A 26,238-nucleotide genomic window follows, 5' to 3' on the forward strand; every position below is an offset into this window, starting at 1 on the left:
GGTCTCGGTCGCCCAAGGTTTACTTCGGGTTGGCGGTGGCGTCCTCGGCGACCGCCCCTTGGAAAACAAGGCGATTGAGGCCTTCCTGCAAGGCCTCCCGGTGCGCCTGGTCTTCGGTCAAGACGACGGCCAGCTCACGCGCGCTTTCCGCGTCGCCCAGGTTCTGGAACGTCTGGACCCAGGCGGTACACCAGTGAATCGCGTTGGCCTTGGCGACCAAGTCGTGGGCGACCCGCTGGTGTGCTGAGCTCCCCATTTCGCTGACCCGCTCCTTGAGCCGGCCCAGGGTCTCGCCGATCCCGCCCGTGACACTCCGGGAGGGCGTGTAGCCATAGCGGGTGGCGATGGTTTCGACGATCGCAAGGTGCCGTTCATCGGCCGCGGCAATCTCATGGTAGATCACCCCGAGCGAAGGGTCGGGCGGTGCCTGCGACCGCGCCTTGGCTTCGTCGAGCAGGCATTGTTCCGCGCCGATCCCCTTGGAGAACTCCGTTGCGATCCAGGTGCGATTGATTGTGGATGCACTCGCCATCAAGGGCCTGACTTTCTGATCTGAGGTGATGATCGATTGGCCTGTCCCTGGATTCTCGCGGTCCGACCGCTCGATCCTTTGCAGGGCAACCTTCATGCCAAGCTCAGGAATTGCTCCCCCTGACGTCACTTCGTTTCCGACCGTGCCGGCCAATCGAGGATGATGGTACTCCCACGCGTCTCGTCCACCTCGAGCCGGGCGGCTCCGCCGAACATCTCGCTGATCCGCGCCGCGATCGCCAGGTCCATGCCGCGCCGTTCGGCGGCCGTCCCGCACAGCCGCTCGAACAGGTCGGAGCGAAGTTCGACCGACGTGACCGTCGGAGGCGGGGGATGCTTGACGCTAAACTCGGTGACCCAGCGGTCCGGCCCGCCGTGCAGGGTGACATGGACCCCCTCGACCTTGGACGCGGCCAAGGCGTTGCCGAGCGCATACTGGATGGCCTGTTTCGCCCGACTCTGGTCAAGCAAGGCCTCCGGCGGACACGACTGGTGAACCTCAAGATGGATCGGGACCGCCTTGGCCCCCGCCTTCAAGACACGCGTTTCCACGACTTCGCTCAAGAGCCGCGCCGGGCTAAACTCCATCGATTCCACCGGCGCCTCGGGCTCGAAGAGTCGGTAGTAATCACTGAGTTGCGAGAGCATGCGCTCGATCTGCTTGAAGCTCTCCTCGACAAACCGCAGGTCCTCCTCGAGGTCGGGATTTCCCCGCGGCAACGCTTGATCGATCATCCGCAACGAGAGGCCGACGACGTTGAGCGGGGTTCTCAGGTCGTGGACGATGAGCGGAAAAAAGCGGGGGTCGGTGGGCATCGTCGACGCCGTCGGACCACTTTCCGCCTTACGGGCTTGACGATGGAGTAACCCGGCCACGCGGGCGGACAACTCGCTCGGCACGCTGGCGCGGGCGACCCAGTCGAAGAATTCAAGATTCTGATCGAGCAATGCCTTAAGATCGCCGCCCGGTTCGAGAATCACGAGCGTCGGGAGACTCAACTCTCGAGCGAGGGCAAAAAGTTCGTGGGCGGAGGAGGTGTTCGTTCCCGCCGGAGCCGGATCCGTCGCCAGAATCAAGAGCGCGGGACGTGCGGGATCCCTGAGCGAGGCAATGGCCTCGGTCGTCGAGTTGTAGCGACGAACTCGATATCCTTGAGCCTCTAACGGTAACGAGATCTCAGACCCTTTTGTGGGGTCGACCTCGAACACCGCGAGTTCGAGTCCTTTCGTCGTCGTCCTCGCGTGCCCAGCCGACTGCGCCGTCAGTAGCATGCTAAATCGTATCCTTTATTTTCAGAGAGTGGGCGTGACGTCCGCGTCAAGAACTCAGGAACTCCCTCGAATTGCAAGCTGACGAACGACGAAAAGCCAATCGGCCGAGATCGATCCGCCAGGCCTGGCACCAATCCGAAGCGAGTCTATCGAAGGACCTAAGGGATTCGGCTCAAGGTCGACGACGCGACCATTCTTGGTTGAGGTCTCCCAAAGGTCCCAACTCCATCGATTCGGGCCCCTCGTGATTCCTCTCCCCCGCATTTTAACTTCGCGTTCCAAAGGAGCCCACCACCCCCAGGACCCACGGCCGGAAACGGCTCCGGGAGCTGGGATCGCCCCAGGAAAGCGTGCCCCCAATTCGAAGGCTCGGTCCCGCATAAAACGGACAAGGGCCGCCCGCTCAGGACCGCGCCTCCGTTCCGTTCATTCACCAGGGCTTAAGTTTCCAGCCGAGCACAAAACCGATGCCCAACGCCCAGAGCGCCACCGAAGTCGGATGCTCCCGCGCATACGCTTTGAACGAATCCATGGCGTCGTTGGCGATGTTCTCGAGGGTGCCCATCTCTGGGAAGTCCGCCGCTCGCGCCATGTCCGCGGGGAATTCCGTCTTCAACGTGTCGATCATCACGACCGCTCCTTCCTCCGAACCGGCGGCTCGAAATCCTTCACGCGAAGGCTTCGAAAACCTCAGAGAGACCAAGGGAATCTCGTGCAGCAATTTTCATACCTCAGAACGGCGACCGCACCCCTTTTCGGCGCATCACTGGACGCCGATCCTCCCTTTGACCTAACCTAGGAAATGATTCGCTCACCTCTCCGCGAGCAAATGAGGCTTCCGTGAATAATCCCATCGATTCAGGAAAAGCAATTCGCGAAGGAACCGAATTTGCTCACGGCCGAGCAGACGTTCGCGCGGAAGACGAACGACCCGATGAGCGTCAAGGTTCCCCCGACGTGAGAGAGAAGGACGATCGCATGCGTCGAAAACTGCTGGTAGTCGATGACGACCCTTACTTGACGACTCAGTTGCGCAAGCTCCTGGAATCCGACGAACTGAGCGTCGACACGGTCTCGAGTGCCCAGGAGGCGTTGACCGCCTTGGGAGAGACCGATTACAGCGTGCTGATCACCGATTTGAAGATGCCGGGCATGGGGGGCATGGACCTGATCCGCGAAGTGGCGCAACGGCGGGTCTTGGTGACCACGATCGTGACGACCGGATTCGGCTCGATCGACCGGGTGGTCGAGGCGATGCGGCTCGGCGCGTACGACTTTTTGACCAAGCCAATCGACCCCAACAACTTGAAGCTCGTCATGGATCGAGCGCTCAAGAAAAGGGCGCTCCAGGACGAGGTGCTCAAGCTCCGTCAGCAGCTCAAAGAGAACTACAGCTTCAACAGCATCATCAGCAAAAACCCGACGATGCACGGGATCTTCGAGTTGATCCGGCACATCGCGGGTACCAAGAGCACGGTGCTGATCGAAGGCGAGACGGGGACCGGCAAGGAGTTGATCGCCAAGGCCGTGCACTACGCCAGTGAGGAGCGGCTAGGGAACTTAGTGGCGATCAACTGCGCGGCATTGCCCGAGAATCTGCTCGAGAGCGAGCTCTTCGGCCACGAGAAAGGGTCGTTCACCTCGGCCGACGCGCGACGCAAGGGGCGGTTCGAGCTGGCCGACAAGGGCACGATCTTCCTCGACGAGATCGGCGACATTTCCCAGGCGATGCAGGCCAAGCTGCTGCGCGTGCTCCAGGAGAAGCGATTCGAGCGGGTCGGCGGCCACGAAAGCATCGAGGTCGATGTCCGGGTCGTGGCGGCCACCAACAAGAACCTCGAGAAGGAGGTCAAGGAGGGCCGGTTCCGCGAAGACCTGTTCTACCGCCTCAATGTGATCAAGGTCGACGTCCCCCCGTTGCGCGACCGCCCCGAAGACATCCCCTTGCTCGTGACCCACTTCCTCAACAAGTACGCCAGGCCCAACGAGCCCCCCAAAAAGATGGCGCCCGAAGCCATGGAGCGACTGCTCGCCTATCGCTGGCCGGGGAACGTTCGGGAACTCGAGAACGCCATCGAGCGCTCTTCGGTCACGACCGTTGGCGACACGATCAATCCGGACAAGCTCCCCGCGCGAGTCACCGGGATCTCGGACGAGGAAAAACCCCACTACGACATCGACTTGCAGCACCCGTTGCCCTACTACCTCAAGGAAGCCACCGAGCAGATCGAGAAACAGTACATTCTCAAGGCGCTCGAAAAGAGCCGAGGGAACGTCGGTCGCTGCGCGGAACTCTGCGGCCTCTCCCGACGAAGTGTTTCGGGAAAGATCAGCCAGTACGAAATCGACAAGTACCCATTCAAATCGACATGAGTGGGCGTCTGGTCCAAGACTTGCACGGGAGAGTTCTCAAGGATTGCGTCGGCTTGACCCCCTAATTCCCTTGGAGTGCGTCCCCATGGCCGAACCCTCCCGCTCGAAGCTCACGGCCGCTGACGTGATGACGCCCGCCCCCCGCACCTGTTCGATTTTCAGCACCGTGCTCGAAGCGGTTCTCCTGTTTCGCGACGCCGATTGCGGGGCGGTTCCCGTCATTGAGGACGGCAAGCCGGTGGGTATCCTCACCGACCGCGACGTCGCCTTGGCCTTGGCCGAACACGAGGAGAACCTCCCCGACTTGCCGGTCGGCAAGATCATGACCCAAGGTGTTTTCACGGTCGCGCCCGAGCTGGACATCGACACCTTGGTCGGCCAGTTCGGCGATCGTCGCGTCCGTCGGCTGCTGGTCGTGGGCGCGGACGAACGCCTGCTCGGAATCGTCTCCTGGGCCGACGTCGCACCCTACGTTCCCGATCGTGAGGTTGGCGAGGCCGTCACTGAGGTCGTCGAAAAGCCCTGAGTGCGCCCCGGTTTCGATCCGTCGCCCCGCCGACGAGCGGGCGACGGAACCCGAAACCCCGCCAATCGAAAGCATGACCGCGCGGTGCCGTCTGTCCCGGACTCGAGACAGACGGCACCGCGCGGTCGAGCGTTTGGGCTCACCAGCGACGTTTCGGCACGGCGCGGCCGCTGTAGACGAGCACCGTACGAATCCAGGAGATGTTCCGGATCAGCTCGTCACGCGAACGCTGGAACCCTTCCAGCGATGCGCCCAGCTTGCGGCCGGCAACGACCACGACGACCGACGCCAGGCCGAGGGTGACGATGGCGGTCACCAGCAGGGCCCCGCCGATGCTGAGTTGCGTCACCTGGGCAATCAAGAGCGCGACGCCCCCGATCGCGACCGGCACGCTGCCCAGAATCACGACCAAGGCGACCACGACCAGGGCGAGCGGGACAAGGGCCCGGGCCGACGTTTCCTTGAAATCGAGCGCGGCGAGCTTGAGCTGAAGCTCGGCGAGGGTCGCCACATCGTTGCCGAAGCCGGCGATACTTCCCACCATGCTCTCGGCGGACCCGTTGGTCGAATCGTTTTTTACCTTCGCTTGATCATCCATCCCAGCAGCACCCCCACTCCCAGCGCGATGCCCAAAGCGCGCGCCGGTTCTTTGGCAACGTATTCTTTGATCCGCTCGCTCCCCTCGGCCAGTCGCTCGCGCGCGGTCGCCGCGTACTCGAGCGCCCGCTCCTTGAGTTCCTCGGCTTGAGGACCAAGGTTCGCTTCCAGGCCTTGCATGCGGTCGATCATCGTCATTCGCCTCCTCAACTCGAAACCTTCGAGCCTTTTCGGGATGAATCGATCAAAACGTCGTCTTCTCCCGCGGATGCCCGGCGCTTTCGGGCCGATCCGGCGGAGCAGGGGACGGCCCCCCGCCATCGCTTGCGCTTGCTGTTGGGCGATCCAGTTCTCCAAATACTGCACGGCGTAGCCTTGCACGGCCCGCATCGCCACCGGAGTCACGAAGCTCAACGCCGAGGCCAACAGCCCCTTGCGTTCCGCCCCTTTGACCTCGCCCTGCACCTTTTCGATCACCTCGCGCACCTCGGCCGCGTCAGTCGTCGGGATGGCCACGGGCATCGGGACGATTTTATGGCGCCGGGGGACGATCAGATAACCGATGGCGGCCGACACGCCCAGGGCGGTCCAGGGATACATCCGGATGTAGCGACGCCAGTCGGCCGCCGCCTCGGCGTTGGCCACGACGTCGCGGACGTCCGCATGGAGCTCGCGGCGAATCTGCGCCATTTTGAGTCGGAGTTCGTCAGCGTCATTGGTCGCGGTGGCCACAACCATTGCTCCCGTCGGGGTCGTTCGGACTCAGTCTCGAGGAACCGCGGCGGAAACAGCGCCCCACCGGTCACCCTTGGAGTCACCAGCAACCGCAATGCCAAGGAGAATTGTCCGCCGCCACTTTGGGAAGTTCAGAACCAATCACCGTATGATTGCGCCGGGCATTCCCTTACATGCGCAAAACAGTGCTCAGTTGCATCGTACTCAACCTTGCGGGGTCTTGCTCCCGGCCTTGCGCTTCCCTCGGGCCGCGCGGAGGTTCTCCCAGATCGACCGCCCCTGCTGGCCCACCTGCGCGATCAACCGGCTCGCTTTCGAGCGCGTGGAGACGCGGTGCAGGTGGCGGATCAGGGCGGTCCGCTCCGCCCGATGGAACAGGGAGGCGAGTGCGGGGAGCAACAGCTCGATGATCCCGAACGGCGAGCTTTCCGAGAGGCCGACCGCGACCACCTCGGTAATCGTCGGGGGAAGTGCGGCGCGGGTGGCGTCGAGCCGCGTTCTGACGGCCGTCTCGCGGCTCCGCTGGCCGCTGCCCCAGTTGTAAGGCGGGCTCCAGGCGGCGCCGAAGTCGGATTTATCCACCATGGTGACGACGGCCATGGCGGGGGGAATCTCCAGCCTTGGATGTTCGACATACCAGCGATCCCAGGCCTGAGCGAAGGACACGTCGGCGGTGATCGAGTCGCGACGACCATCGATCACCAGGATCATCAGGTCGGCCTCCACCGCCTCCTCCACGGCCTCGCGGCGGGTCGCCCGGTCGCGGGCCGACTCCCCCCCTGGGTTCGTCGTGTAGCCCGGTGTCTCCACGAACTGGGCCGTCCGCAGCCGTTCGATGAGCGCCTCGTCGAGCCCCCCCGCCGCCAGCTTGGCCTTCACCAGCGACAGGTCGCCCGCGCACGCCTGCTTCAACGACTCGATCAACCGGCTCTTGCCCGCTCCCCGGGCTCCGGCGACCGCCACGACCAGCGTGGCCAGTTCGTTGTCGATCGCCTGGACCGTCTTGGCCGACTTGCGGGTCAGCCGTCGGTATTGATCGGTCCCGATCGCCAGGCGGCCGCTGTAGAGCTCGATCAGGTGCATTCCCAGGCGGTTGACGAACGCCCGGTAAAACCAGCGCAGCAGATTCTGCTGCATGTTCTTCCAGGCCGGTTTCACCATCCACTGCTGTGTCCCCAGCCGCGCCAGGCCCGTGATCGGGCTGAAGATCGGCAGGAGATACGAATAGATGTCGTTGGCTTTCTGAAAGTAACCGGCCACTTGCACGGCCTGCTTCCAGTGCGACGCCGTGAGCATGTCACCGCCGGGCACCTGGTGGCAGAGGTTGTTGAGATCCTCGGCCGCCAGCTCCATGGCAGTCAAGAATTCCACGACCGGAACGTGCCCGATCGGGTCTCCGGTCAGCGGGTGATAGTGCTCCGCGAGCTTACGGGCCAGGCGACGGGAGGTCTCGATGTAGATGTCGATGTCGCTGAGGGCCTCCAGCGCGATCGTGTCCCCGTGGTCGGCCTCGTTCTCGACGAACTCCCAGGCTTTGCGGTCGAACGCCGTGAACGTCTGGGGCGCATCCCAATCGAGCGGCGGCAAGAGCGGAGTCGTCGCTTTCGTCCACCGCGCCGCGAGGATCGCAAAGACGATTCCCGAGGCCACCCAGAGCGCTCCGGCCGGCCAGAGCCATCTCCGCTCATACAACCAGAGGGTTCCGAAGCCAATGTAGGCCAGGAACGGACCGACCAAGAGGAGCAGGAGAACCCACGCCCGCCAGTTTTTGATCACCGCCAAGCCCCCGGACCGAGACGAGACCCCATCACCACCGAAATCAAAACGTCACCCGTCATTGACTTGTTCGCCGCGACCCTCCGCATCTTTCCCCAAATGGTCCGGCCGGAGCAAGGCCCTGGCGGCAAGTCGTTGGAAATCGTGGCCCCCCATTCGAAGGGACGGAAACGACGATCCGGCTCGCCGCTCGACCAGGATCGGGGTCGAATGACGGGCCGGAACCGAGGCCCTCAGGGCCGACGTTCGGGGCGAACCACTAAGGCCACTATGGAACGCGGTCACGTGGGTACGGTCAACTATTCCTCATGGCGTTGGGCAGGTGGCGGGCGATTGCTTCAGGAAGGTTGCGAAGCGTGTCCGCCAGGTGGCCGAGCGAGTCGGGCGCGTTGCGAAGTCGATCGGGAAGATGGCGCTCGGCCCAGGTTTCCTCGGGTCGAGGTCGCGTGAGCAGGGTGGTGAGGACGATCCCAAAGCCAAAACCGATCCCGAACCCGATCAAAACCGATGGCGCGGGGTTCCGGGCCACCATCCCCTCGGCGAGTCGGAGGCGTCGCGCGGCGTCCTCACGTGCCGAGTCGTAACCCTCGCCAAGCCGCTGGCCGACCTGGGCGACCCCTTCATGAATTTGGTGGCCCACCGCCTGAACCTGGTCGCGAACGCCACGGTTCTCGCCGCCACGCTCGGGTTCGCCGCGACCCATTCCACCGTTCTGTCGCTCTGAATTACCCTTTGGCATTGCCGTGACTCCTAAGCAGAAGGTGCATCATGAGGCCCGAAAAAGGACGGGGCCTGACGTCGGATTACCTCGTGCAACGACCATGCCGTCGCTCCTTTGTTTCCGCTGGGAACTTGACTGCATGCTCCAGGGTGGTAACGTACCCAGCGAGAACTCTGAAATCCTTCTTGAGAAGGGGTTGACCCTCTGCCATAGAGGTTGCGATCATCTCAAGAGACTTCGCGGCGTCACCGGCCCCATTGGGGGGTCCTCTCGTCGCCGATCGTTTGAAGTTCTCCTTCCCCAAGGGAAAATCTCCAATGAAGCGTTTCCTGGCTCTGTCGTTGATCCTTGGCGTCACCTCGTTCGGCTTGGTTGGCTGCGGCGAAGAAACCAAGGTTGAAGAACCGAAGGTCGAAGCCCCCGGCGAACCCGCGAAGGACGCCAAGACCGACGCGCCCGCCGCTCCGGACAAGGCTGAAGCCCCGGCCGTTCCCCCGGCCGACGCCCCCGCCGTTCCCCCGGCCGACGCCCCGAAGTAATTTCGGAACCGGCGACACTGCCTGCCTCGCCCCCCGGACTCAATCGGGGGGCGTTTTTTTTTGGCCAATCCTTGAGTTCAAAACCTGGTGATTCCCGAGGGTTGGCATTGCGGTTGCACTCCCTCACCTCCCAAGAAGCCCGGCTGTGTGGCCGGCCAAACGGGGGAATGACGGGAGAATCATCACCATGGCGATCAACGCACAAGAGCTGCAGGGTCAGTGGAACAAGCTACGCGGGCAGGTGAAGGAGAAGTGGGGTCAGCTCACTGATGATGACCTGCAAATCCAGGGCGGCAACATCGACCAACTCGTGGGTCGAATCCAGCAGAAAACCGGTGAGGGGCGTGAGAACATCGAGCGGTATCTCACCGAATTGACCTCACGAGGGGCGTCGGCCGTCTCCCAGGCGGCGGAGTCCGTCAGCCAGTACGCCCAGCACGCGGGGGGCCGGCTTCGTGAGCACTACAGCGAGTTCGCCGACGTGGCCCGCGAGCGAATCGACTCGGTGCAAGAACACGTGCGGCACAACCCGACCCAGTCCGTCGCCACCGCCTTCGGTGTCGGTCTGGTCGCCGGCCTGATCGTGGGCCTGGCCTTGCGTTCCCGATAACCCGTCAGACCGCGGAACGGACCGGGCGGACGCACGCACGAACGAATGAACGCCCGGTCGACTCCCGGCTAAGTTCGCACGGTTGACGTGATCTTGGCTCTGACAAAAAATGACAATTCTGACTGAGGAGACACGACAATGCTGCGCTGGGCCATTCTGTTCGCCATCGTCGCGCTGATCGCTGGCGTCCTCGGATTCGGCGGCATCGGTGGCATGGCATCCGACATCGCCCGAATCTGCTTCGTCCTCTTCCTGGTTCTGTTCGTGGTCTCGCTCGTGATGGGCCGACGGGCGCTCGACGGCCCGACGATCTAGGCCAAGCCGTTGGACGAGTCTGCCTTCGAGGGACACACGGGCACCCGGAACCGATCAGAAAATCAAGAAAAAATCGTGTTCAACGGCTGAGCGAATGACAGTGACCGGTCCCGACCGTGATCCCCAGAATGCCGCGAGGCGAGGCGCTCCTGATTAGGAGCGCCTCGCCTCGCGGCCGTTTTTTTTTGAGCGCGGGGGCTGGGGTTCTCACCCCAGTTGACCCCACAGGCTCAGGCTCGCCCCAGGCAACACTTCTTGTACTTCTTCCCCGAACCGCATGGGCAAGGGTCATTGCGGCCCGCCGAGGAGACCTCGGCCGGCCTACGGATCGGCACGCCTTTGACGCCTCCGCCCGGCTTGAGCCGCTCGTTGTACGACCGGGCGATCACGCGGATCTGCGCGGCCCAGTCCGCCCCTTCGCCGACCCGGCCGCTCTCTCGGAGATATTCGAGAAACTGCGCAATCACCTCGGGCACGAGCGGGCGGGCCTCCTCCGGCAGCACCAGCCGGGGCATCCGCTCGGTCAGTACGGTCGCAAACGTCCCCGGCGACACCTCGTCGGGAAAGTCACGGTCGATCGACCGGACAGACTGGCCGAAGTGAGACAGGATTTCGGAAACGGATCCAAGAACCCGCGGGTCGAGTTGCCCCGCCACGAACGATTCGGCGAAATCTCCCGACCAATTGTCCCAACGATTATCGAACATAGACTCACAATTCTCAGTAAAAGATCACGATCGCAACGTGGCACCAAGGCGATCCGCGCAGGCGGCAATCACCGTCTGGATCGCCTGTTCGACCTCCTCGCCGGTCAAGGTTCGCTCCGCGTGGCGGAACCGGAGGCCGAAGTGCAGGCTCTGGCGGTCGTCGTCGAGGTTCCCACCGCGGAAGGTGTCGAGGTAGTCGACCGCCTCCAGGGTCGGGCCAGCCGCGTCGCGAACGGCCCGCGCGAGCTCCGACCAGGCGAGACTTCGCGCAACGACAAGCGAAAGATCGCGCATCACCGCCGGAAACGGGGGGAGCGGATGATGGAGCGGAACCAGATTGGCCTTGGCCATCAGGACGTCGAGCTCGAGCTCGACGGCTGAGCTCGCGGCTCGAAGCTCGAGCGCGGAGAGCCGAGCGGGGTCAACTTCGCCGAGATAGCCCAGGTGCGTTCCCGCCAGGAGCAGCTCGGCGCCACGACCAGGGGCAAAATAAGCCAGGGCCGCGGGGCGAACCTCGAGCTCGTGGTCGGCATGCAAGCGGGTCAGGAGCGCCTCAACCACCCCTTTGAGCCCGCGATAGTCGCGGCCGCTCACCAGGGCCAGGCGGGTCGGTTCCGCGGGCAGGACCGACCCGGGACGCGGTCGATAGACGTTGGCGATTTCAAAGAGCTCAGCGTCGGGGTTGCCGTGCGCTTCGTTATGACGGCGGACGGCCAGCAAGCTCGGCACGAGGCTCCGCCTCAGGGCGTTTTCGCGTTTTCGGCTCGAGTGGTCGACCCGGATCGCCGTCGTCTCGGGATCGGGGTCGAGCGGAGCGCTGAGCTCGTCCGCCACGAGGCTGAATGTGACCGCCTCGTCGAACCCGCAGGCCGTCAGGGCCCCTCGGATCTCGGATTCGACCCGTTCCCGCAACCCGCGCGGGGAACTGGCCAGAGGGACCAGCCGATTCTCGGGAATATGCTCGTAGCCGTGGATCCGCGCGACTTCCTCGATCAGGTCGATCTCACGGTCGAGGTCGCTCCGCCAGCTCGGCGGCTGGAACTCGCCCCACTCGCTCGTGCCGCCGCGCGGCTCGAGCCCCAGATCTTGGAGGATCGCCTGAACCCGTGGCTGAGGAACATCGATCCCGAGCACCCGAGGGATCTGCGCATAGCGAAGCTGGATCGACGGCCGAGCGGGCAGGGGGGTGCTCACGTCGATCAAGCCGGGGTGAAGCGTTCCCCCGGCCAGTTCGAGGATCAGCTCCGCACACCGCCGACTGGCCCATTCCGTGCGTTCGGGGTCGAGCGTGCGCTCGAACCGGTAGCTCGACGGGCTGTGCAGCCCCAGCGCCCGGGCCGTCCGACGAATGGACATCGAATCAAACCGGGCGGCTTCGATCAGCACGTTCGTGGTCGTCGCGCCGATTTCGGTATCCAGGCCCCCCATCACCCCGGCCAGGCCGACCGGCCGTTCGGCGTCGGCGATCACAAGCATCTCGGGAGCGAGCTCATAGACCTTGTTGTTGATCGCGGTCAGGGTCTCCCCCTTGCGCGCACGGCGAACCACGAGCCGGTGGCCCGCGAGTCGGTCGAGGTCGTAGGCATGGAGCGGCTGGCCGCACTCGAACATGACGTAGTTCGTGATGTCGACGATGTTGCTGATCGGCCGCACGCCGATCGTCTCGAGTCGCTTGCGGAGCCACCAGGGGCTCTCGCCGACCTTCACGCCCGAGATCACCCGCGCGGTGAATCGCGCGCAGAGCGCAGGATCGTCGACGGTGATCCCAGTCCGGGTCGCGACGGCCGGCCCGGACTCCGGGGGCCTGGGATCGAGCGCGTTGAGCGTGCGTTCGAACAGGACCGAGACCTCACGGGCGACTCCCAGGTGCCCCAGGCAGTCGGCCCGGTTGCTGGTCACCTCCAGGTCGATCGCGAGGTCGCCACCGACCTCGGTCGTCGACTCGTGGTTCAAACCCGTCAGGGCGAGCCGCTCGGTCAAAATGTCCACCGGCATGTCGAGCCGGACATATTGTGCCAACCAGTTCCAACTAACGATCATCGGCTTCCCTAACCCAGGATGGAGTCAACGGCGAGGACGAGGTCGGGAAACGCCTCGGGAGAGACACTCTCTCCACGCGGCCGGATCTGGATCTCAGTGTGAACACCCGAGATCGGGCGACGATGGACTTCGATCCATTCCTTGTTCAGGTCGACGAGCCAGACCTCGGCGACCCCTTCGCGGGCATAGAGCCCCAGCTTGATTCCTCGATCGTACCCGGCCGACGAGTCCATGACCTCAATGAGAGTCAAGACATCGCTCGGCGACGCGGGGATCGCAGCGTAATAATCTTGCCGGGGCCGGAGCAGAACGAGGTCGGGTTCCGGCTCGGAACGATTACTCAATCGAATCGACCCCTGGACGCGGACGATCGCTCGAGGGCGGACCCCAGGAACCAACAGTTCTGTGAGACGGTCCACGCAAGCGAGATGACGCGAGCCGATGGGGCTCATGGTAACGATTTCCCCCTCGATCAGCTCGACGCGAGCATCCTCACTCAGAATGCCGGCCTCAGCCATCCGATGATAATCTTCAACGGAAAATCGATAGGTCTCGTACGGTGATGATGCGCTGGCCATGAGATATCCTCCCGAGAGCTCGAAGGAATTATTCCGCCTTCCGCCCAACCCGCGACCAGAGAAAGTAAACCGGGATTCCCGCCAGCACGATCAGGACGCCGATCCCCGACGTCTCGGGGGTCATCACGATGAAGTCGAGCACCACGAGCACGGCCAGACCGAGGTAGATCAGGGCGGGCAGCGGGTAGCCGAACGTACGGTAGGGACGTTCCGCCCCGGGCACTTTCCGTCTCAAGGCGATGACAGCCCCAACCATCAACATGTAGAACGCCACATCGACCGGAATGATGTATTCGAGAAGCTGGCTGTAGAGGTTGCCGTAGCTCGCCTTCTGGGTGGAAGCATCAATCGCGACCGTCACCGGCAGAGTCAGCAAGCAGGCCCAGACGCCCTGAGCCACCAGCGCGACGCCCGGCACGTGCTGGCGATTGGTCGTTCCCACCCGCTCGAAGAAGAGGCCGTCACGAGCCATCGCGTAATAGACCCGGGCCCCGGCCAGGATCAGGCCGTTCACGCAGCCAAACGTCGAGATCAAGATCGCGACCGCCATCGCGACCGTCCCCGCCCGGCCGAACACCGCATGCATGACGGCGGTTCCGACCCGGTCCTGAGGCGCCCCCTGGATCTGGTCGAACGGGAGCGTGACGAGGTAGGCGATATTGGCCAGCAGGTAGAGGAGGATGACCGTTCCACAGCCGAGCACCAAGGCGCGGGGAAGGTTGCGCCCGGGGTTGCGGACTTCACCGCCGGTGAAGGTGACGTTGTTCCAGGCCGACTGCGAGAACAAGGGGCCGATCATCGCGCGGCCCAGGAGCATCGCCAGGGCGACCCCGCCGGTCGCGCGGAAGCCGGTCTGAACTTGCGCGGGGTCCCAACCGTTGGCCACCGGGTTCCACCACGAGGAGGTCCAGGCCGCGGCCTTGGGGTTGAGCCCCAGAGTGAGGCCGACCACGATCAGGCCGAACAGGGCGGCGGTCTTGGTGAAGGTGAACGAGTTCTGGATCAGCTTCCCCGCTCTCAGGCCGCGGGTGTTCGTTACCGTCAACGCGACGATCAAGAGGATCGCGACCAGTTGCTGGGACGAAAGGCTGATCGCATAGTGGCCCCAGGCGCGGGGGGCGACCAGGTATTGGTCGGCGGCGACCGCGGGGATGAGCACGCCGAGGAACTTGGCGAAGGCGACGGCCACGGCGGCGATCGTCCCGGTCTGCACGACCAGGAACATCGACCAGCCGAACAGGAAGCCCAGCGAGGGGCCATACGCCTCGCGGAGGAAGACGTATTGTCCCCCTGCCTTGGGCATCATCGCCGCGAGCTCGGCACAGCAGAGGGCGCCTGTGATCGTCATCAGGCCGGCCAGAGCCCAGGCCACCAGCAGCCAGCCGGGGGAGCCGACCAGGCGGGCCGACTCGGCCGAGGTGATGAAGATGCCCGACCCGATCATCGAGCCCATCACGATCATGGTGGCGTCGACCAGCCCGAGCGCGCGGACCAAGGTCGGGGTCGGCTCGCTCGGCTCGATTGTCGTCGTCGGCATCGCGTCTCCTGCCTTGCGCCGGTCGCTCGTTTGATTCGGTTAAGAACCCTTGGCGACGACGAAGGCCTGAACGTCGGCGATCGCCTGACTCATGGTTTCCCGCCGCCACGGGGTCAGGGCGCTGTCGAGGGCGCGGGTCAGGTGGTTGACCAGGTACGCGGCCGCATCTTCCGGATTCTGTCCCTCAGCGCGAATCTCGGGGAAGTTGTGATGATGGACGCTCACGGTATGAGCCGTGGCACCAATCGTCACGATGATTCGGCTCTCGTCGGTCGCCATGGGAAGGGGCCTCATCGGGGGATCGAGTCCCGAGGCGGACTAGGCCGAGTCCAGGACTCCGATCCGGTCACGGTCGGAGCCCGGTCATGTCCTGGTCATTGATCCGCACCAGTGGACTCAGAACTGGGAGAGGAACCGCACATCGTTCTGGTAGAGCAGTCGGATATCATCGATCTTGTGTCGCCGCATGCAGAGCCGCTCGATGCCCAGCCCGAAGGCGAATCCAGTCACCTCGTCCGGGTCATAGCCGACGGCGCGGAAGACGTTGGGATCGACCATCCCCGCACCTCCCATTTCAACCCAACGGTCGCCGCCGTGCCAGAGCATATCGACCTCAACGCTCGGTTCCGTGAACGGAAAGAACGAGGGTCGGAACCGGATCTGCACATCTTCCCCGAGATAGCTCTGGGCAAATAAGCGGAGCACCGTCTTGAGATCGGCCATGGTCACACCGCGATCGACCATGAGCCCTTCGATCTGGTGAAACATGAACGAGTGGGTCGCATCCACCGTATCGGGCCGATAGACCCGGCCGATGGCGATCACGCGAACCGGCGGGGGCTGGTTCTCCATCACCCGGATCTGCACCGTGCTCGTCTGACTGCGCAGCATCGTGCCTTCGCTCAGATAGAAGTTATCGAGCGGATCGCGGGCGGGGTGGGACGGGGGAATGTTCAGCGCTTCAAAGTTGTGGCGGACATCTTCCACCTCGGGTCCGCGCGCCACGGCAAAGCCAAACCGACCGAAGAGGTCGATCAGCTCGTCGGCCGTCTGGGTGAGCGGGTGGCGATGACCGAGCCGGGGCCGATGCCCGGGCAGGGTCAGGTCGATCCCGCGATCGGCGAGGGCGGCAGGCCGCTCCAGGCGGATCTTGGCCTGGTCACAGGCCGCCTCGAGCGCCTGCTTGACAGCGTTGAAACGCTGGCCGTAGCCGCGTTTGGCGGCCGGTTCCAGCGTTTTGAGTCGTTCCTGAGCGGCCTTGAGCCGACCTTGCTTCTGGCCCAGGAACTCGATCCGGGCCTCTTCGACCCCTTCGGCGGACTCAACCTGACCGAAGGCGGCAAGGCCCGCCGATTCCAAGGAGTCAAGATCGGCGAGGGCCTGGGAATTTGGGTCGGCGGAGCTCATTGGCCTCGTTCCATCGGGCCGTGACCGGGCGCGAACCGATCCGGCCCTCTTCAGATCGGAGAGATGGCTTCAATCGCTCAGACATTGAGAGACAGAAGGCGCGTCTCGCTCGGCTCAGGCCGTCTTGACTTTGGCCGCCTGACGGTCGCGAATCTTGGCGTCGTGCTGGTCGAGCTCGTGACGAATCCGACCGACAATGACGTCAAACGTCTCGGGGTCGAGGATCGCCAACTCGGACAGGCTCTTGCGATCGAGGCCGATGTTGGCCAGGTGCAAGCCATGAATAAAGCGGCTGTAGCGAAGTCCGCGCATTTCGGCGGCGGCGCTCAGGCGGGTGATGAACAGACGGCGAAAATGACGCTTCTTGGCCCGGCGATCGCGAAAGGCGAACATGCCGGCTCGGAGCAGCGTCTCCTTGGCGGTCCGGAGCAGGCGGCGGCGACCGCCGACAAACCCCTCGACGGCCTTGAACAGTCGCTTCTTCGCCTTATTGCGGGCCGCGCCCTTCGTTGCACGCATCGTAGATTCTCAATTTCCAACACGACGCCCAGCGCCTTTCGGCGAACTGAATAAGGGCGTCTCAGGCCTGGTGAATCGTCGTGATCAGTCGTGATCCAACGGGACGTCGGTCGAGACGTCGCAGCAATGCAATTAGGCTGTGGGGGCAGCGGCGGCAGCCGCAGCCGCGGCACGTTCAGCTTTCCGTTCGGCAAGGAACTGGAGCCGGGCCGACTTGATGGCGTCGGGCTGCGAGCTCTCGCGAGTATCCAAGGCGCGACGCAGCCGATGGGCTTCGGCAGAAATCGACAGGATGGATTTCTTCCGGAGCCGACGAACCTGCTTGCCACTCTTGTGGCTCATCAAGTGCGACGACCCGCAGCGTTTGTGGCTGACCTTGCCGGTGGCCGAAACCGTGAACCGCTTCTTCGTTCCCTTGTGCGTTTTGAGCTTCGGCATAATGACCCTATCCTAACCGATCGCCTGGCGGTATCGCGCAGAAGGCCGGCGGGAAGTCCGCGAAATCGGCCGAGTCGATTAACATAACACGGCGACGGTCCCCCGGCCAACTCCAATTGACCGGCAAACCGCAAAAAAAATCCCTCTCCGACCGCAACGCCGAAGCTTCGCGACGGAGAGGGTTGTTTCGAGGCAAGTCAGGCATGACGGAGCGAGGCGGGTGCGGCGACCGGGGCGATCAGGCGCGCGGGGCGACGATCGCCGTCATCCGTTTCCCTTCCATCGAGGGGTTCTTCTCGACTTTCGCCACGTCATCGAGCGCCTGGAGCACTTCGTCCATGACCTTGCGGCCTTCGTCGATGTGCGCCAGCTCGCGACCGCGGAAGAGGACGTTGACCAGCACCTTGTCCTTGTGTTCAAGGAATTCGCGGGCGCGCTTGACCTTGACCTCGATATCGTGGTCGCCGGTCTTGGGGCGAACCCGAATTTCCTTGACCTGAACCTGGTGCTGCTTCTGCTTCGACGCCCGTTTCTTCTGCGAGTACTTGAACTTACCAAAGTCCATGATCTTGCAGACTGGTGGGCGCTCGTTGGGAGCGACCTCCACCAGGTCCTGACCCGCTTCGCGGGCCGCTTCCATGGCTTTGCCTGTCGGCATGACGCCGAGCATGGCTCCTTCGGCGTTGATCACCCGCACCGGTGAGATGCGGATCTGCTCGTTAACCCTGAGATTCCGGTCGATAGCGTCCTCCCCAGGACGATGGGATCAGCCTCACCAAAGGCGGGGCGCGGCCCGGCCCTCCCTCGCAGGGGAGAGAGACCGACAACCCCCGGACGTCCACGAAGCTCACCCCCGCGGCAAGCCCTCGTCCGTCGCGAGGCAACCTTATGCTCTACAATCGATCAATTTTACTGTCAAGAGGGTATTTCCGCAAGCCGCAATAAGCGTGCCGACCGCACCTTGCCTCAGAACTGTCCCTTGGCAGAGGCCGCGACCTTGGATTAGGCTGGAGTTCGCGCGCTCCCGGGGGGTCGGTTGGAGACGCCTTTTTTTTTCTGGCGCCTCCTCGGTTTTCGCGGCAGTCAGTTTGCGGCGTGACGGGCCGAACCGGCGTTGTGGGTCGGGGGGCGACCGTCCGCCTTTGGTTCTTGGGAACGGAAAGGCCGGCCGTCGGGCCGGGCGTGGGGCCATGGTCCAGATCAAGCTTCCGGATGGATCGCTCAAGGAATACCCCGAAGGGGTGCGACCGCGCGAGATCGCCGAGGGAATCGGCCGCCGCCTGGCCGAAGCCGCGGTCGCCGCGGTGGCCGACGGCACGATCGTCGACCTCGATCGCCCGCTCGAGAACGGCCGGGAACAGCCGATCGAGCTCCGCCTCCTGACCTCCAAAGACCGCGAGGCGCTCGACGTCCTCCGGCATTCGACCGCGCACATCATGGCGCGGGCGATCATGCGGCTCTTCCCAGGCGCCAAGCTCGCCTTCGGCCCGACCACCGCCACCGGTTTCTACTACGACGTCGTCCTCGCCGGCCGCCCCTTGTCCGAGGATGACTTCCCGGCCATCGAAGCCGAGATGGCCGTGATCCTCAAGGCGGCCGAGCCGTTCGAACGGTTCAGCCTCCCCGTCGACGAGGCCAGGCAGTTCGTCGACGAGCTCGGCCAGTCGTTCAAGGTTGAGCACATCAACGACGAGTTGTATAAGTACGGCATTCTCAGCTTCTACCGCCAGGGAGAGTTCGTCGACCTCTGCCGCGGCCCCCACATCCCCCACGCCGGCAAGGTCGGCGCCTTCAAGCTGATGTCGATCGCGGGGGCCTACTGGAAAGGCCGAACCGACGGCCCGGTCCTCCAGCGGGTCTACGGCACCGCCTACTTCGATAAGAAAGAGCTCGACGCGTTCCTCGCCCAGGTCGAAGAAGCGAAGAAACGCGATCACCGCCGGCTGGGCAAAGATCTCAACCTGTTCACGATCTCACAACTGGTAGGCTCGGGCCTGATCCTCTGGATGCCCAAGGGAGCGGTCGTCCGGGGCGTCCTCGAGAACTTCCTCAAAGACGAGCTGATGAAGCGCGGGTATCAGCCGGTCTACACCCCGCACATCGGCAAGGTGGAGCTCTACAAGACGAGCGGCCACTACCCCTACTACAAGGACTCGCAGTTCCCGGTCCTCCGCTTGCTCGACGACGCCGCGATGACCCTGCTCGTGGGGCTCGAGAAGGACGAGCTCGACGAACCCACCCAGAAGGCCCTGCTCGCCAAGGCGGGCATCCCCGAGTCGATGCCCCAGAGCAAGGCAGGCCAGGAAGGGCAGCTCGCGCCGGCGTTCACCGATTCGTTCTTCGCGCTCGACAAGGCCTCGAAGATCAAGTACGTCGAGCAACTCGGCGTGAGCGAGGAATACCTCCTCAAGCCGATGAACTGCCCGCACCACATCCAGATCTTCGCCGCGCAGCCGAGGAGCTACCGCGACCTGCCGGTCCGCCTGGCCGAGTTCGGCACGGTCTACCGCTACGAGCAGTCGGGCGAGCTCTCGGGCCTGACCCGGGTCCGCGGGTTCACCCAGGACGACGCCCACCTGTTCTGCACCGTCGACCAGGTCCGCGACGAGTTCCGGGCCACGATGGAGCTCACCCAGTACGTCCTCGGCAGCCTCGGCCTGACCGACTACAAGCTCCGGCTGTCGAAGCACGACCCGGAAGATCCGAAGTACGCCGGAGCGGCCGGCGACACCTGGCGCCGCGCCGAGGATGATATCCGCTCGGTGCTCGACGAGATGAAGCTCCCCTATGAAGAAGCGGCCGGCGAGGCCGCCTTCTACGGCCCCAAGGCCGACTTCATCATCCGCGACTGCATCGGCCGCCAGTGGCAGCTCGGCACCGTCCAGCTCGACTACGTCCTCCCCGAGCGGTTCGGCCTCGAGTACACTGGCCCGGACAACCAACCGCACCGCCCCGTGATGATCCACCGCGCCCCGTTCGGCAGCATGGAGCGGTTCATGGGGATCCTGATCGAGCACTTCGCGGGCGCCTTCCCCCTCTGGCTCGCCCCCGAACAGGTCCGCGTCCTGCCAATCTCCGATAAGGTCGCCGACTACGCCAAGCGCGTCCTCGCCGACCTCCAGGCGGCCGGCCTCCGCACGAGCATCGACCTCCGCCCCGAGAAGATCGGCGCCAAGATCCGCGACGCGCAGCTCGAGAAGATCCCGGTCATGCTCGTCGTCGGCGCCAAGGAGGCCGAGCAAGAGACCGTCTCCTACCGCGACAGGATCGACGGCGACCGCGGCGCCATGCCCCTGGCCCAGGCCATCGCCCAGCTCAAGGCGGAGTCCGAAGCCCGGACCATCCGCCAAACCGCCCCCCCGGCCGCCATCCCGGTGGCGACCGAGGATACCACGGAGAAGCACGCCTATTGACGGAGTGACGGGGAATCGCGAAGGACAGGCAGCCAGCCTGTCCTTCGCTCGCCTCGAAATCGAAAGAGGATTCCCTCCGCCTCGATACCTGCGTGGTGGCGACACACGCCGGCCTTCGCGATAATCCCCGCCGGATCTGGCTCCAACCATCACGCACGGATCGAGGGGAGTCCGCGATGAGCTTTGACGGGGATGCAGCGGAAGAGACCGAGGTCGTCATCCATCGCCTGATCAGTCCTCCCGAACGATGGGGCCAGGACGACGCCGGTCTCCTCTGGAATGAGGTCCTGGCCGATGGCAACGTCAAGACCCACTTCTGGATCGCCGACGACGCCGACGACCGCGCAAGGCTCGAAGCGTTCTGGCAGGCATGCCAGCAGGTCGACTGGGACGAAGTCCAGATCCACGAAGTCCCCGCGACCTCGATCAGGAAGCCGAAGTTCACCATGCCGAGCCCGGTGGAACCTCCCCCCCGGCCTCAAGGTTCGCTTCCTGAATTCACCGACCAAGGACTGATCCGCCGGGTCCCCCACGATCCCGCTCCGGTGGCCGAGTCCTGGCAACGGATCGAGGCCTGGATGGCGAGGCATTGCCCCGAGGTCGTCGCCAGGCTCCTGCCCGGCGTTTCGGAGAAGCATATCGCCGCTTTCGAACAGGCGATCGGCCAGAAGCTGCCGGAAGACGTCAAGGCATCGTACCGGATCCACGAAGGGATCGGCTGGGTGCCACGCGAATACGTGGAGATGTTCAAAGGAGACGACGAGGACGCGGACGAGCCCGATTTCATCAACACTGTCTTCTACGACTACGGGCTCGACTCGATTCGTGACGATCCCCGGAACGGGTGCGAGGAGATCCTGCCACACTGGCAGCAGTGGACCGACTTCGCCGATTTCGAAGACGAGGGGGCCCCGGAAGGGGGCAGTTTCAGCGACTCCGAGGTCTTCCCCGTCGATGCGATCCAGGTCCGCTACGCATGTCGCGGCTGGATCCCGCTCTACGCCTCACACAGCAACTACCTGGGGATCGACCTCGCCCCGGGGCCGAGGGGGGTAGTCGGCCAGGTGATCAACTTCGGCCGGGACGAGAACGAACACAAGTCCGTCCTGGCCACAAGTTGGGCCCAGTTCCTTGAAGACTACGCCGACGAGCTGGAGGCGGGGAATTTCCACTTCACCGGCGGCCCCGACGACGAGATCGGCGATCGATACCTCTACATGAAACGCCCCAGGGTGTCGTCGATCTGCCATCAATGGAAACACTGGGCCGAGGCCAAGCTCGCCCCGGAGTTTCAAGGGGTCAACACGCCTCCACCGCCCGATCCCACACTCGCCGACCCCGAGACCGACCGCGAGTGTCGAAGTGTGGTCGATGGCTTCCTCGCCGACTATCGCGCCTGGGAACTCCGATGGCTCGCCGTCCGACCCCTCGAGCAACTCGGCTTCGAGTCCATCAACGAACGCCCCGATGGTCAGATCCGGGGGAGCATCCACCCGCTCCGCAAATACGTCGACGAGGGCCTGCCGGTCCCCGAGGCGGTCGCGTTCGGCAAGGCGCATGAGGATCTGGATTACGACGAATTCTGGGAACATCCGTGGTTGAAGGACCGTCTCAATATCGGCCCTCACTACGCGCCGGCGATGGCCGAGCGATCGGCGATCTTCGCCAAATACCTGACCGCCTGGGCCCAGCGGAGCCAGAGCGACAACTTCACCCTCAACGACTCGCCCCGGTTCGCCCCAAAGACGTTCGAAGAGGTGTTTGTCTACCGAGGTGACGAGGAGACGGCCTACGTCTGGTCGACGCATATCTCGGATTCCTTGGAGGGAGAGCGAAACTGGCGGGTCCTCCTCAAGCGAGAAGGAGGCGGCTGGCGGATCGAGCGGTTGCAGAGTTCGACTGAGGGCAAGCCGTACCGGTCCAAGACGATCGGCTGAGACGTCGGGGGACGTCAACGTGATCAACCCCGCGCCCGCCACGCGTGCGATCGAGGGCTCCCTTCGCAATTGGACACACGCACAGTAACTCGAAAACCGTTTGAGCCGGCGCTGCGCGAACCTCCCGATCAGCGTGGCGTCTGACCCTGGTATACTTGCAGACAAGTCGGCATGCGCGACGCTCGAGTCTCACGGCCCCCAATCCGCGGTTGCTGGACTGCGTCCACCTCGACAAGCTGATGACTACTGATTTTCTGATGATTTGAACGAGGGTCGAGCTTCGTTCCCGATCCGTCACGCCAGTCCTCCAGGAGCCCTATCGCCGTGAACGACCAGTCCCAACCCGCGACCGCCTCGATCGACGTTGACGACATCCGACAAGCGGCCGAGCGACTCAAGCCGTGGGCTCACGTCACGCCCATCATGAGCTCGCGGACCCTGAACGAGCGCTGCGGCGGATCGGTCGTCCTGAAGTGCGAGAACTTCCAGCGGATCGGGGCGTTCAAATTCCGCGGAGCCATGAACGCGCTCTTGCAACTGGATGAGGCCAAGCGCGCGACCGGCGTCGTGACCCACTCCTCGGGCAACCATGGGCAGGCCTTGGCCTTGGCCGGCCAATTGCTCGGGATTCCCGTCTGCGTGGTCATGCCCCACACCGCGCCGGCGATCAAGCACGCGGCGACCCAAGGGTACGGCGCCCGGATCGTCTCGTGCGAGCCGACCCTGGCCGCGCGTGAGGCGGCCGTCGCCCTCGAGATCGAGCGGCATGGATCCACTCTCATTCACCCGTTCGACAACTGGCAGGTGATCGCGGGGCAGGGGACTGTCGCCTGGGAATTGCTCGACCAGGCCGGGCCGCTCGACATGATCCTCTGCCCGGTCGGGGGCGGCGGCTTGCTGGCGGGAACCGGGCTCGCGGTCAAGGGGCGATCTCCATCCACAAAAGTCATCGGTGTGGAACCGAAGCGGGCCGACGATGCCAAGCGGTCGCTCGAATCCGGCACCATCGAATCCTCGGGCGACCCCCGCACGATTGCCGACGGACTCCGCACCTCGCTCGGCGTTCGCACCTTCTCGGTGATCCGCCACCACGTCGATGCGATCGTGACCGCCACCGAGTCGGAGATCCTCGATACGATGCGGTTCCTCTGGGAGCGGTTCAAGATCATCGTCGAGCCGTCGAGCGCGGTGGCCGTCGCACCCGTCCTGACCGGGACACTGCCGGTGCGTGACCTCAAGGTTGGGATTATCATCAGTGGGGGGAACGTCGACCTCGAGCCCTTGTTCCAGGCGCTGGCCGCGAAGTGGTTGACCCAGGGAGAATAATCGATCATGGCAACGATTCGTGCGGATCACGAGCCTGGCGAGCGCTACGTCGGCCTGCGAATCATCAGCCTGATCTTCACGTGGATCGGGGTGATCCTACTGATCGTCGGCACCCTCCTCCTCGCCTTCGGACTCTATTACCTGACCAGCCAAATGGTCAGGCCGGCCAACGGCGGAGCTCCAGTCGCCGCTCCGCTGGTTGGCGACTCGTTCATGAATTCCCTGACCGGCCTCATCATCAGGCCGACCAGCGGCGGAGCCCCAGTCGCCGCGCCGCCGGTTGGCGGCTCGTTCAAGAACTTCCTGAGCCTGTTCGTCATCTTGTGGGCGATGGGTCCGCTGGGTGCCGGCCTCCAATTCCTGGCCATGGGCTACCTCATCCGCCTGGCGATCGACGTGGAAGAGAACACCAGGACCTCCGCTCGCTGCCTGGAAAAGCTCGCCGCCGCCGTGCCAAGAGCCGAGTCCCCCGGGCCTTTCTTTGTTTCCTGAGGTGATTTGCCTCGCGCGAGACTTCGCTTGCTTTCGGCATCTCGATCGCCCTCACCTTTTTGCAGTGGGGTCCCTCTTGATCGGCTCCTACAATGCAGTGAGGCCGCCGACTCGAACGACCAGCGTGTACTCGTCGTGCCGCACCGAGGCGCACCCATGCCATTGCCTCAGTACCCGATTCGCTCGATGCGATCGCGGGACCTGCTGTCGATCATAATCGCTGCATCTCTCTGCACCATTGGCGTGAGCATTCGCTTGCTTGGATGTCCCCCAGGCACCGGCGACCATGGAAACCGCACCGCGACGGCCGGACGGCTTGCCTGACACGACAGGGCATGATTTAAACACGAATTTCAGACACCAATACAAAACAACAAAAATTCGTACCAATTTGACCGACTCATCTCTGACGTCCACGAATCCGGTTAAACTGTCAATGCAAGGTAAAGGACGACGAGCCGAGCGCAGACCGACCGAGAGCAGAAGGCGAGGGTGGATCAGTGAACTCCGAGCCTCTCAATCGGGCAACTGACGAGCCGATCCATGGCAAGCCTGGGATCGAGCAGCCCTCATCGGGTCCTGCCTTCAACGAGCCCGCGCTGCTCGAGCAGATCATGCGGCTGCGGGCCGTCGACAACGTGACCAACCTGGCGTGCCTCGCGAAAGAGTATCTTTGCCTTGTAGCCGTGATCGGCGGGGCCATTGGATTCTGCGAGTACCGAAGGGCCTGGGGGTTGGCCTGGGCGTGGGATATTCCGGTCGTGAGCCTGGCCGCGGTGTTGATCGGTGCATTGCAGCACCGCCTGGCCGGGTTGGGACACGAGGCATCCCATTACACTCTCCTCAAGAATAAGTTCTTGAACGACTTGATCGGCGACCTCTTCTGCATGTTCCCGATCCTTGCGACGCTGCATTTCTACCGCCTGTTCCATCTGGCGCACCACCAATACACGAATGACCCGGAACGCGACCCGGACCTCGTGAGCTTGGGCGGAAGTAAGATGCTGGACCGGTTCCCGATGTCGCGAAAGTCGTTCATCAATGCATTTCATCTACGACCGTTCACTGAACCGCGAGCATTTCTGAGATACCAGCGCGATTATGTCGACATCAATGTGCTCGGAAGATCGGAGAACGTTTATTTGCGGCGATTGCCGGAGCGCGGCGCATCGAGCCGTCAATGGCCACGGCTCGGCACCGCGCTCGCGGGAGTCTACCTCGTTGCGTATATCGCGGGGCTCTGGGTGATCACCGCGCTGGGGCGGCCGGACTGGCTCGTGATTCAAGGGTTGGTCGGCACGCTTCTCGTGATCGGAGTCGGGTTCGCGCTACCGGAGCAGGCGTACTTCCGGTCGCCGTTGCGCCCGCCCCTCTCCGCCCGGTTCGTGAGCCTGCTGCGGCTCAGTTACTACTCGTGGTTCCTCGTGGCCCTGAGATCGCTCGGGATCGCGACCGCCGGAAGGGCCTCGGTCTATTTCTACCTGCTCTGGGTCCTCCCTCTGTGTACTTCGTTCCTTTACTTTATGCTCCTCCGTGACGTCTACCAGCACACAAACGCCGACGATGGCCGCCTGACCAACACGCGGGTGTTCCTCGTCGATCCGTTCACCCGCTGGGCAATCTTCGTCTACGGGCAGGATATGCATGTCCCCCACCACCTGTTTCCCGGGATCCCCCACTACCGGCTCTCCCTGCTCCACAAGCTCTTGAAAGAGCAACACGCCGAATACGCGACCCGAGTGGTGGAGTGCCACGGGACGTTCGCCAATCACAACGGGCGGCCCACCATCCTCGACCTGCTGGCCGAGCCACGGCCGGTGAACACAAGCCAAAGGCGGGGCTGATCCAA

General features: G+C 63.8%; 26 protein-coding genes. 10 read left to right on the forward strand and 16 right to left on the reverse strand.

What is annotated here, in order from left to right:
* Nucleotides 1-19: 19 nt before the first annotated feature.
* The 3 genes from BUS42_RS40210 to BUS42_RS40220 all read right to left on the reverse strand — a co-directional run bounded on the left by BUS42_RS40210 (nt 20) and on the right by BUS42_RS40220 (nt 2,431).
* Nucleotides 20-628 carry a hypothetical protein gene (locus BUS42_RS40210; RefSeq protein WP_254054104.1) on the reverse strand — a complete coding sequence of 203 codons (609 nt, stop codon included), beginning with the start codon at nt 626-628 and terminating at the stop codon, nt 20-22.
* Nucleotides 629-657: 29 nt separating this feature from the next.
* The gene (locus BUS42_RS40215) at nt 658-1,803 is read right to left on the reverse strand and encodes a sensor histidine kinase (protein WP_074317310.1); all 1,146 of its coding nucleotides are present in this window, start codon (nt 1,801-1,803) and stop codon (nt 658-660) included.
* Nucleotides 1,804-2,233: 430 nt separating this feature from the next.
* The gene (locus BUS42_RS40220) at nt 2,234-2,431 is read right to left on the reverse strand and encodes a hypothetical protein (RefSeq protein WP_074317594.1); all 198 of its coding nucleotides are present in this window, start codon (nt 2,429-2,431) and stop codon (nt 2,234-2,236) included.
* Nucleotides 2,432-2,781: 350 nt separating this feature from the next.
* On the opposite strand from BUS42_RS40220, the gene BUS42_RS40225 reads away from it, so the two are divergent.
* Both BUS42_RS40225 and BUS42_RS40230 read left to right on the forward strand, forming a co-directional pair.
* Nucleotides 2,782-4,176: a sigma-54-dependent transcriptional regulator gene (locus tag BUS42_RS40225; protein WP_074317596.1), complete on the forward strand. Its 1,395-nt coding sequence runs from the start codon at nt 2,782-2,784 to the stop codon at nt 4,174-4,176.
* Between the two features lie 85 nt (nt 4,177-4,261).
* On the forward strand, nt 4,262-4,702 hold the full coding sequence (locus tag BUS42_RS40230; protein WP_074317312.1) for a CBS domain-containing protein: 441 nt from the start codon (nt 4,262-4,264) through the stop codon (nt 4,700-4,702).
* Between the two features lie 139 nt (nt 4,703-4,841).
* Here the strand turns inward: BUS42_RS40230 and BUS42_RS40235 are convergent, their stop codons facing one another.
* From BUS42_RS40235 to BUS42_RS40255, 4 genes are all read right to left on the reverse strand, one after another.
* Nucleotides 4,842-5,300 (reverse strand): phage holin family protein, encoded by a 459-nt coding sequence (locus tag BUS42_RS40235; protein WP_074317314.1) that lies wholly within the window; start codon nt 5,298-5,300, stop codon nt 4,842-4,844.
* Nucleotides 5,279-6,031 (reverse strand): ElaB/YgaM/YqjD family protein, encoded by a 753-nt coding sequence (locus BUS42_RS45845; protein WP_254054105.1) that lies wholly within the window; start codon nt 6,029-6,031, stop codon nt 5,279-5,281. Before BUS42_RS45845 ends, BUS42_RS40235 begins: the two co-directional genes overlap by 22 nt.
* 207 nt (nt 6,032-6,238) lie before the next feature.
* Complete coding sequence (locus tag BUS42_RS40250; RefSeq protein ID WP_254054106.1) at nt 6,239-7,810, reverse strand: GTPase family protein; 1,572 nt, start codon at nt 7,808-7,810, stop codon at nt 6,239-6,241.
* A 295-nt stretch (nt 7,811-8,105) separates the two neighbouring features.
* The gene (locus BUS42_RS40255) at nt 8,106-8,549 is read right to left on the reverse strand and encodes a hypothetical protein (RefSeq protein WP_074317316.1); all 444 of its coding nucleotides are present in this window, start codon (nt 8,547-8,549) and stop codon (nt 8,106-8,108) included.
* A gap of 299 nt (nt 8,550-8,848) precedes the next feature.
* On the opposite strand from BUS42_RS40255, the gene BUS42_RS40265 reads away from it, so the two are divergent.
* From BUS42_RS40265 to BUS42_RS40275, 3 genes are all read left to right on the forward strand, one after another.
* Complete coding sequence (locus tag BUS42_RS40265; protein ID WP_074317320.1) at nt 8,849-9,070, forward strand: hypothetical protein; 222 nt, start codon at nt 8,849-8,851, stop codon at nt 9,068-9,070.
* Nucleotides 9,071-9,257: 187 nt separating this feature from the next.
* Nucleotides 9,258-9,680, forward strand: coding sequence for a CsbD family protein (locus BUS42_RS40270; RefSeq protein ID WP_074317322.1), 423 nt, complete (start codon nt 9,258-9,260; stop codon nt 9,678-9,680).
* A gap of 138 nt (nt 9,681-9,818) precedes the next feature.
* Nucleotides 9,819-9,995 carry a DUF1328 family protein gene (locus BUS42_RS40275; protein ID WP_074317324.1) on the forward strand — a complete coding sequence of 59 codons (177 nt, stop codon included), beginning with the start codon at nt 9,819-9,821 and terminating at the stop codon, nt 9,993-9,995.
* 230 nt (nt 9,996-10,225) lie between these two features.
* Here BUS42_RS40275 and BUS42_RS40280 read toward each other — a convergent pair whose 3' ends face one another.
* The 9 genes from BUS42_RS40280 to infC all read right to left on the reverse strand — a co-directional run bounded on the left by BUS42_RS40280 (nt 10,226) and on the right by infC (nt 17,963).
* Nucleotides 10,226-10,702: an SEC-C metal-binding domain-containing protein gene (locus tag BUS42_RS40280; protein WP_074317326.1), complete on the reverse strand. Its 477-nt coding sequence runs from the start codon at nt 10,700-10,702 to the stop codon at nt 10,226-10,228.
* A 24-nt stretch (nt 10,703-10,726) separates the two neighbouring features.
* On the reverse strand, nt 10,727-12,742 hold the full coding sequence (gene pheT / locus BUS42_RS40285; protein ID WP_074317328.1) for a phenylalanine--tRNA ligase subunit beta: 2,016 nt from the start codon (nt 12,740-12,742) through the stop codon (nt 10,727-10,729).
* An 8-nt stretch (nt 12,743-12,750) separates the two neighbouring features.
* Nucleotides 12,751-13,320 carry a Uma2 family endonuclease gene (locus tag BUS42_RS40290; RefSeq protein ID WP_074317330.1) on the reverse strand — a complete coding sequence of 190 codons (570 nt, stop codon included), beginning with the start codon at nt 13,318-13,320 and terminating at the stop codon, nt 12,751-12,753.
* 28 nt (nt 13,321-13,348) lie between these two features.
* A complete protein-coding gene (locus BUS42_RS40295; protein ID WP_074317332.1) occupies nt 13,349-14,857 on the reverse strand; it encodes an APC family permease in 1,509 nt (502 codons plus the stop codon).
* A gap of 39 nt (nt 14,858-14,896) precedes the next feature.
* Complete coding sequence (locus tag BUS42_RS40300; protein ID WP_074317334.1) at nt 14,897-15,136, reverse strand: hypothetical protein; 240 nt, start codon at nt 15,134-15,136, stop codon at nt 14,897-14,899.
* A gap of 117 nt (nt 15,137-15,253) precedes the next feature.
* Nucleotides 15,254-16,264: a phenylalanine--tRNA ligase subunit alpha gene (gene pheS, locus BUS42_RS40305; RefSeq protein ID WP_074317336.1), complete on the reverse strand. Its 1,011-nt coding sequence runs from the start codon at nt 16,262-16,264 to the stop codon at nt 15,254-15,256.
* 114 nt (nt 16,265-16,378) lie between these two features.
* Nucleotides 16,379-16,783, reverse strand: coding sequence for a 50S ribosomal protein L20 (gene rplT, locus BUS42_RS40310; RefSeq protein WP_074317338.1), 405 nt, complete (start codon nt 16,781-16,783; stop codon nt 16,379-16,381).
* A 132-nt stretch (nt 16,784-16,915) separates the two neighbouring features.
* A complete protein-coding gene (gene rpmI / locus BUS42_RS40315; RefSeq protein WP_074317340.1) occupies nt 16,916-17,221 on the reverse strand; it encodes a 50S ribosomal protein L35 in 306 nt (101 codons plus the stop codon).
* Between the two features lie 238 nt (nt 17,222-17,459).
* Nucleotides 17,460-17,963, reverse strand: a complete 504-nt coding sequence (infC, locus tag BUS42_RS40320; RefSeq protein ID WP_074317342.1) for a translation initiation factor IF-3 — start codon at nt 17,961-17,963, stop codon at nt 17,460-17,462.
* Nucleotides 17,964-18,411: 448 nt separating this feature from the next.
* Between infC and thrS the strand changes: the two genes are divergently transcribed.
* The 5 genes from thrS (at nt 18,412) to BUS42_RS40345 (ending at nt 26,233) form a co-directional block, all read left to right on the forward strand.
* Nucleotides 18,412-20,634, forward strand: a complete 2,223-nt coding sequence (gene thrS, locus BUS42_RS40325) for a threonine--tRNA ligase (RefSeq protein WP_074317344.1) — start codon at nt 18,412-18,414, stop codon at nt 20,632-20,634.
* 176 nt (nt 20,635-20,810) lie between these two features.
* Nucleotides 20,811-22,571, forward strand: a complete 1,761-nt coding sequence (locus BUS42_RS40330; protein WP_074317346.1) for an SMI1/KNR4 family protein — start codon at nt 20,811-20,813, stop codon at nt 22,569-22,571.
* Between the two features lie 324 nt (nt 22,572-22,895).
* A complete protein-coding gene (locus BUS42_RS40335; RefSeq protein ID WP_074317348.1) occupies nt 22,896-23,897 on the forward strand; it encodes a pyridoxal-phosphate dependent enzyme in 1,002 nt (333 codons plus the stop codon).
* Between the two features lie 6 nt (nt 23,898-23,903).
* On the forward strand, nt 23,904-24,389 hold the full coding sequence (locus tag BUS42_RS40340; protein WP_074317351.1) for a hypothetical protein: 486 nt from the start codon (nt 23,904-23,906) through the stop codon (nt 24,387-24,389).
* Between the two features lie 500 nt (nt 24,390-24,889).
* Nucleotides 24,890-26,233, forward strand: a complete 1,344-nt coding sequence (locus BUS42_RS40345; protein ID WP_074317354.1) for a fatty acid desaturase family protein — start codon at nt 24,890-24,892, stop codon at nt 26,231-26,233.
* Nucleotides 26,234-26,238: the final 5 nt, after the last annotated feature.

This window comes from Singulisphaera sp. GP187, from assembly GCF_900129635.1.
Classification (GTDB): Bacteria; Planctomycetota; Planctomycetia; order Isosphaerales; family Isosphaeraceae; genus Singulisphaera.